The organism is Amycolatopsis sp. NPDC049252 (assembly GCF_043197175.1).
Classification (GTDB): domain Bacteria; phylum Actinomycetota; class Actinomycetes; order Mycobacteriales; family Pseudonocardiaceae; genus Amycolatopsis.
On sequence record NZ_JBICSQ010000071.1, the window covers coordinates 38,854 to 44,853 of the forward strand.

At 73.5% G+C, this 6,000-nt stretch carries 6 protein-coding genes; 3 read left to right on the plus strand and 3 right to left on the minus strand.

Annotated elements, in window-relative coordinates:
• The gene (locus ACGFMK_RS39420; protein WP_392774350.1) at window positions 1–1,356 is read left to right on the plus strand and encodes a rhamnulokinase family protein; all 1,356 of its coding nucleotides are present in this window, start codon (window positions 1–3) and stop codon (window positions 1,354–1,356) included.
• Between the two features lie 149 nt (window positions 1,357–1,505).
• Complete coding sequence (locus ACGFMK_RS39425; protein WP_392774335.1) at window positions 1,506–2,267, plus strand: NPP1 family protein; 762 nt, start codon at window positions 1,506–1,508, stop codon at window positions 2,265–2,267.
• A 255-nt stretch (window positions 2,268–2,522) separates the two neighbouring features.
• Here the strand turns inward: ACGFMK_RS39425 and ACGFMK_RS39430 are convergent, their stop codons facing one another.
• Genes ACGFMK_RS39430 through ACGFMK_RS39440 form a run of 3 tightly spaced genes read right to left on the minus strand, consistent with a single transcriptional unit; the run spans window position 2,523 to window position 4,658 of the window.
• Entirely contained in the window at window positions 2,523–3,131 is a 609-nt protein-coding gene (locus ACGFMK_RS39430) for a response regulator (protein WP_392774337.1), read from the minus strand.
• Window positions 3,128–4,234, minus strand: coding sequence for a sensor histidine kinase (locus tag ACGFMK_RS39435; RefSeq protein ID WP_392774339.1), 1,107 nt, complete (start codon window positions 4,232–4,234; stop codon window positions 3,128–3,130). Before ACGFMK_RS39435 ends, ACGFMK_RS39430 begins: the two co-directional genes overlap by 4 nt.
• Before the next feature lie 25 nt (window positions 4,235–4,259).
• Window positions 4,260–4,658 carry a hypothetical protein gene (locus ACGFMK_RS39440; protein ID WP_392774341.1) on the minus strand — a complete coding sequence of 133 codons (399 nt, stop codon included), beginning with the start codon at window positions 4,656–4,658 and terminating at the stop codon, window positions 4,260–4,262.
• A 163-nt stretch (window positions 4,659–4,821) separates the two neighbouring features.
• Here ACGFMK_RS39440 and ACGFMK_RS39445 point away from each other — a divergent pair, with 163 nt between their 5' ends.
• The gene (locus ACGFMK_RS39445) at window positions 4,822–5,868 is read left to right on the plus strand and encodes a LacI family DNA-binding transcriptional regulator (RefSeq protein WP_392774342.1); all 1,047 of its coding nucleotides are present in this window, start codon (window positions 4,822–4,824) and stop codon (window positions 5,866–5,868) included.
• Window positions 5,869–6,000: the final 132 nt, after the last annotated feature.

Below are 6,000 nucleotides of genomic sequence, written 5' to 3' on the forward strand. Positions count from 1 at the left end.
ATGGCCGGGACCGCGGGCCCGGGACAGCTCGGTCTGGAGGAGGTCCGGCGGTTTCCCAACGGCGGCATCCAGGCCGGGCCGGTGCTGTACTGGGACGTCCTCGGGCTGTACCGGGAGACCCTGGCCGGGATCCGCGACGCCGGCCCGTTGGACGGCATCGGCATCGACTCCTGGGCCGTCGACTACGGGCTCCTCGACGAGTCCGGCGCGCTGCTCGGCAACCCGGTGCACCACCGCGACTCCCGCACCGAGGGCGTGCCGGAGAAGGTGGCCGCGTCGGTGTCGGCCCGGGAGCTGTACGACGTCACGGGGCTGCAACAGCTGCCGTTCAACACGCTGTACCAGCTGGTCGCCGAACAGGACCGGCTGACCGCGGCGCGCACGATGCTGCTCGTGCCGGACCTGCTGAACTACTGGCTGACCGGCGAGATCGGCGCCGAGCGCACCAACGCGTCCACCACCCAGCTCTACGACGTCCGTGCGCGGACCTGGGCGTATTCGCTCGCCTCGCGCGTGGGTGTTCCGCCGCGACTGCTGCCACCGCTGCGCGACCCCGGCACGGTGGTGGGCCCGGCGCGGGAGCTGTCCGGGGTGCCGGTGATCGCGGTCGGCTCGCACGACACGGCGTCGGCCGTCGTCGCGGTCCCGGCCGAGCCGGGCACGAACTTCGCCTACATCTCCTGCGGCACCTGGTCGCTCGCCGGTCTGGAGCTGCCCGAGCCGGAACTGGGCGACGCGGCGCTGGCCGCGAACTTCACCAACGAAGGCGGCGTCGACGGCACGATTCGCTTCCTGCGCAACGTGATGGGCCTGTGGGTCCTGTCGGAGACCCTGCGGACGTGGTCCCGCACCGACCTCCCGGAGCTGCTGACGGCGGCCGCCTCGGCCCCGGCCTTGGCGGCCGTGGTCGACATCGACGCACCGGCGTTCCTGCCCCCGGGCGACATGCCCGCCCGCATCGCGGCGGCCTGCCGCGCGACCGGCCAGCGCCCGCCGTCGACGCCGGCCGAGGTGGTCCGGTGCATTGTGGACAGTCTGGCGCTGGCCCACCGCCGCACCCTCCGCACGGCGGCCGAGGTTTCCGGCCGCTCGTTCGACGTGGTCCACATCGTCGGCGGCGGCGCACGCAACGAACTCCTCTGCCAGCTGACGGCCGACGCCTGCGGCGTCCCGGTCCTCGCCGGCCCGGTCGAGGCCGCCGCGCTGGGCAACGTCCTGGTCCAGGCCCGCGCCCTGGGGGAGGACCTCCCAGACCTGCCGTCAATGCGAGCCCTGGTCCGCGAAACCCAGGAGGTCCGCCGCTACGACCCCTCCGGCCGCGCCGACTGGGCCGCCGCCGAAGCCCGGCTTCCGTAGTCCGTGCCGGTGGACGGGGCAGGAGTGCGCGTTCGTCCCCTCGCGACGGTCCCGGGCGGGCAGAATCGCCGGGGGTACCGTTGCGGGCCCCGGGTGACCTGGTGACGCTGACGTCGGAACAGTGCCGACCGCGACCGAGGGAGTACGTGATGGCGCACCGATCCCGCACCCTGGCCACCGTGGCCGCCGCCGTGCTGGGGCTGGCGGTGGCGTTTCCGGCGACCGCGTTCGCCGACCCGCCCGGCGCCCTGCCCGCCAACGCGAGCGACTTCGAGAAGACGTTCCAGCCCGCCTTCGACTACGACAAGGACGGCTGTTACCCGACCCCGGCGATCGGCCCGGACGGGACCGTCGCGCCCGGCCTGTCGCTCGGCGGCGACACCAACGGCCACTGCCGCGACTCCTGGGACCTCGACAACACCAACTCGTACTCGCGCCAGAAGTGCAACAACGGCTGGTGCGCGGTGATGTACACGCTCTACTTCGAGAAGGACCAGGCCTCCCTCGGCCCCGGCAGCGCCGGCCACCGCCACGACTGGGAACACATCGTCGTGTGGGTCAAGGACAACCAGGTCGAGTACGTGGCGACGTCGCAGCACGGCGGCTTCGCGGTGCACGACCGCGCCAGCATGCGGTTCGAAGGCACGCACGCGAAGGTCGTCTACCACAAGGACGGCGGCTCGACGCACTGCTTCCGCTCCGCCAACGGCAACGACGACCCGCCGGAGAACCACAAGGGTGTCTGGCAGTACCCGACCCTGGTCGGCTGGGACGGCTACCCGGCCGGCATCCGCGACAAGCTCGTCGCGGCGAACTTCGGCAGCGCGACCTTCGGCATCAAGGACGGCCAGTTCACCGGCAACCTCGGCAAGGCCAAGCCGGGCGGCATCCCGTTCGACGAGAACGCCTGAAGCCCTCTGCGCCGGTCACGAGCAGGACTCGCCGCGCGGAATCGGGGTGACGACCGGGCCGAAGGACGCGTTCACCACGCCAGCCTGCTTTCCGCGAGGGCGGCTTCGAGAGTGTTCCGGTCGGCGGGTGCACGCGGGTGCCGAACGCGGTGGAGAAGGCCCGCAGCACACCTCGTTCTCGTGCGCCCGCCCGGCGGCCGGCGCCACCCGCGCCGGGCCCCAGCGCTCGTCCAGCTCGCCGATCCAGGCCCACGATCAGAGCCAGCCGCGGTCGTCGGCGATCCGGACGGCGTCGACGCGGTTGCGCGCGCCCGTCTTGGTGATCGCGGCTGACACGTAGTTCCGCACGGTGCCTTCGGACAGGTAGAGCCGGGACGCGATCTCGGCGACGGTCGCGCCGGTCCGCGCGGTGATGAGGACGTCGCGTTCTCGCGCGGTCAACGGTGATTCGCCCGCGGCCAGGGTCGCGACGGCGAGCGCCGGGTCGACGACGCGCTCGCCCTTCACCACGCGGCGGATCGCGTCGGCGAGGGCGTCGGCCGGCGCGTCCTTGACCACGAACCCGACCGCGCCGGCCTCCATCGCGCGGCGCAGGTACCCGGCGCGGCCGAACGTCGTGAGCATGACGACCCGGCAGTCCGGCACCTGGGCGGCCAGCACGGCCGCGGCGGCGAGCCCGTCGAGCCCCGGCATCTCGATGTCGAGCAGTGCGACGTCGGGACGGTGTTCGCGCGCGGCGCCGACGATCTCGTCACCCCGCCCGACGGACGCAACGACCTCGAAGTCGTCCTCCAGGTCCAGGAGGGTGCCGAGCGCCTGGCGGACCATCTCCTGGTCGTCGGCGAGCAGCAGGCGGACGGTCACGGCACCTCCACCGGGGTCAGGGACACACGCAGCCGCCAGCCGCGCGGGGAAACCGGCCCGGCCTCGACGCGGCCACCCGCGGCGGCGACCCGTTCGCGGAGCCCGGAGAGCCCGGTTCCCTCGGTGGCGGAGCCGCCGAGGCCGTCGTCGACCACCTCGACCGACGACGCGGAAAGCGTGACGGCGCACCGGGTCGCGCGGGAGTGGCGGGCCACGTTGGTCAGGCCCTCCCGCACCACCCAGCCGAACAGCTCCTGGTGGTCCGGGCCGACGACGTCGACGGCCGTGGGCAGCTCGGCCGCGACCCCGCACGCGCGCAGCAGCTCGCGGCCGCGAGCGAGCTCGCCGGCCAACGTGACTTCGGCGTAGCCCGACACCGCGGCGCGCACGTCGGTCAGCGCCTGGCGGGCCAGGGTTTCGACGGCGGTCATCTCCTCACCCGCGCGTGCGGTCTCGGTGTCGAGGAGCCGGCGGGCGAGGGTGCTCTTGACCGTGATCGCGGTGAGCGAGTGGCCGAGCAGGTCGTGCAGGTCCCGCGCGATCCGGGCGCGTTCGGCCTCCGACGCCAGCCGTGCGACCTCGGCGCGGGCGTCGACGAGGGCGATGTTGGCGTGGATGGCTTCGGCGAAGGCGTAGACCACGAGCACGGTGAAGAAGAGGGCGATCGCCTGCGGCCAGCCCGGTTCGGCGCGCCACGGCCGCACCGCCCACGGCACCACGACGGCGGCGAGCGCGGCGACGGCGCCCAGCGCCAGGGCGTAGCGGCCGATCCGCGGCGCGACCAGCGAAACGACGACCGTGGCGAGGAAGAAGGCTTCCGCGTGTGCGAAGGGGAGCGCGGCGGCGAACAGCACCGTGCAGAGGCCGAGGGACACCCAGTACCGCCGCCACGTGCGGCGGGCGGCCGCGACCGCGCCCACGACGTAGGCGACGGCGAAGGCGGCCACGATCACGCAGCCGGCCACCGCGGCCGCGCCGCTCGAGTGCTCCAGCACGCCGGGCACGGTGACGATCGGGAAGGCGAGCAGGCCCGCGTCGAGGACCAGCCGCCGCCAGCCGCGCACCCACCGCTGCGCGTCGGCGGGTGCCGTCGAATCGTTCATCACGGGCACGCTACCGCGCCCGGCCTCAGCGGGCCGCGAACCGCGACCGCAGCTCGCGGCCGTTCACCAGGACGGCGACGCCGAGCAGCAGCAGCCCGCAGACCGCCTGCTCGACCCGCAGCCACACCGGGAACGCGCCTGGCAGCGCGACGATGACCGCGATCGCCACCAGCATCACGCCGGAGACGATCCGCAGCCGCAGGAACGCCCTCTTCGAGCCGCGTGCCGCCCGGCGGGCGAAGGCGAGCGTCAGGAGCGCGCTGCCGACGACGATCGTGGCGCGCACCCAGACGGCGTCGGTCACCATCGTGTGGTCGTCACGGAACAGGACGATCACGCCGAGCGTCAGGACGCTGACGCCGAGGTAGGTGCCGACGAGGGCGAGCACGCGGCGGAAGGCCGGCGCGGTGGTCTGGACGGTCATGGGTTTCTCCCCAGGGTGTGGATCGGAGTGCTTGCCCCGGAAATGTTCGTCGCGCGGGCTCGGAGAGGGCAGTGCCGTCCCGCACCGGGCGCTCATGACATTTGTCATCGACGTTGGCGCCAGACACTGGGAGAGCGCTCTCACAGCGTGCTACAAAGAACGGGTGACCACGTTTCCTTCGGTGCCGCCGACCCTCGAGGACGTCGCGCGGGTCGCCGGTGTCTCACGCGCGACCGTGTCGCGCGTGGTCAACAGCGTGCGCAACGTCGACCCGAAGCTGCGGGAGACCGTCGAACGCGCCATCGCCGACACCGGGTACGTGCCGAACCGGGCGGCCCGCTCGCTGGTCAGCCGGCACACCGGTGGGATCGCGCTGGTCGTGTCGGAGCCGGAGCGGCACGTCGACGCGGAGGCGTTCACCGGCGGGGTGTTCGGCGACCCGTTCTTCGGCCGGGTGGTCGAGGGCGTCGTCGCGCACCTGCGCCCGCACGGCCGGCACCCGCTGCTGATGCTCGTCGACAGCGACGAGGAACGCGCGAAGCTGGTGGCGAAACTGCGGCAGGAGCAGGTCAGCGGGGTGCTGCTGATCTCGCTCGCCCCGGACCAGGACCCGTTGCCGCTGGTGCTGACCGAGGCGGGCGTCCCGACGGCGCTGTTCGCGCGGCCCGCCCGCCCGGCGCCGGTGTGCTACGTCGACGTCGCCCACCAGGACGGCGCGCGGCTCGCGGCGGACCGGCTCGTCTCCCGCGGCTGCCGCCGGGTCGCGACGATCGCGGGCCCGGGCGGCACCCCGGCGGGCCACGACCGGCTGGCGGGTTTCCGCGACGCGATGGCCCGCCACGGCCACGCCTACGTCGCGGTCGCCGAGGGCGACTTCACCCAGCACGGCGGCGAACTGGCGATGGAACGCCTGCTGGCGACCGAGCCGGAGCTGGACGGCGTGTTCGTCGCCAATGATCTGATGGCCTACGGCGCGCTGTCGGTGCTCGCGGAGGCGGGGCGCCGCGTCCCGGACGACATCGCGGTCATCGGCTTCGACGACAGCCGCGTGGCCCTGAGCTGCCGCCCCCGCCTGACGACGATCCGCCAGCCGGTCGAAGCCATGGGCGCGGCGATGGCGCGAATGGTCCTGGACCGCATGGCGAACCCGGCACTCCGCGCGGAGTCAGTGATCTTCGACCCGGACCTGGTAGTCCGAGACTCCGCCTGACCCCTGCCCCCCGTACCCAGCCGGACGACACGCGTACCCAGCCGGACGACACACCGCCCGACCCGGCCGCCGCCCTATCGACCCTCCCGACACGCAAGCCGACCGCCCCGGTACGCGAGTCGTCCATCTAGG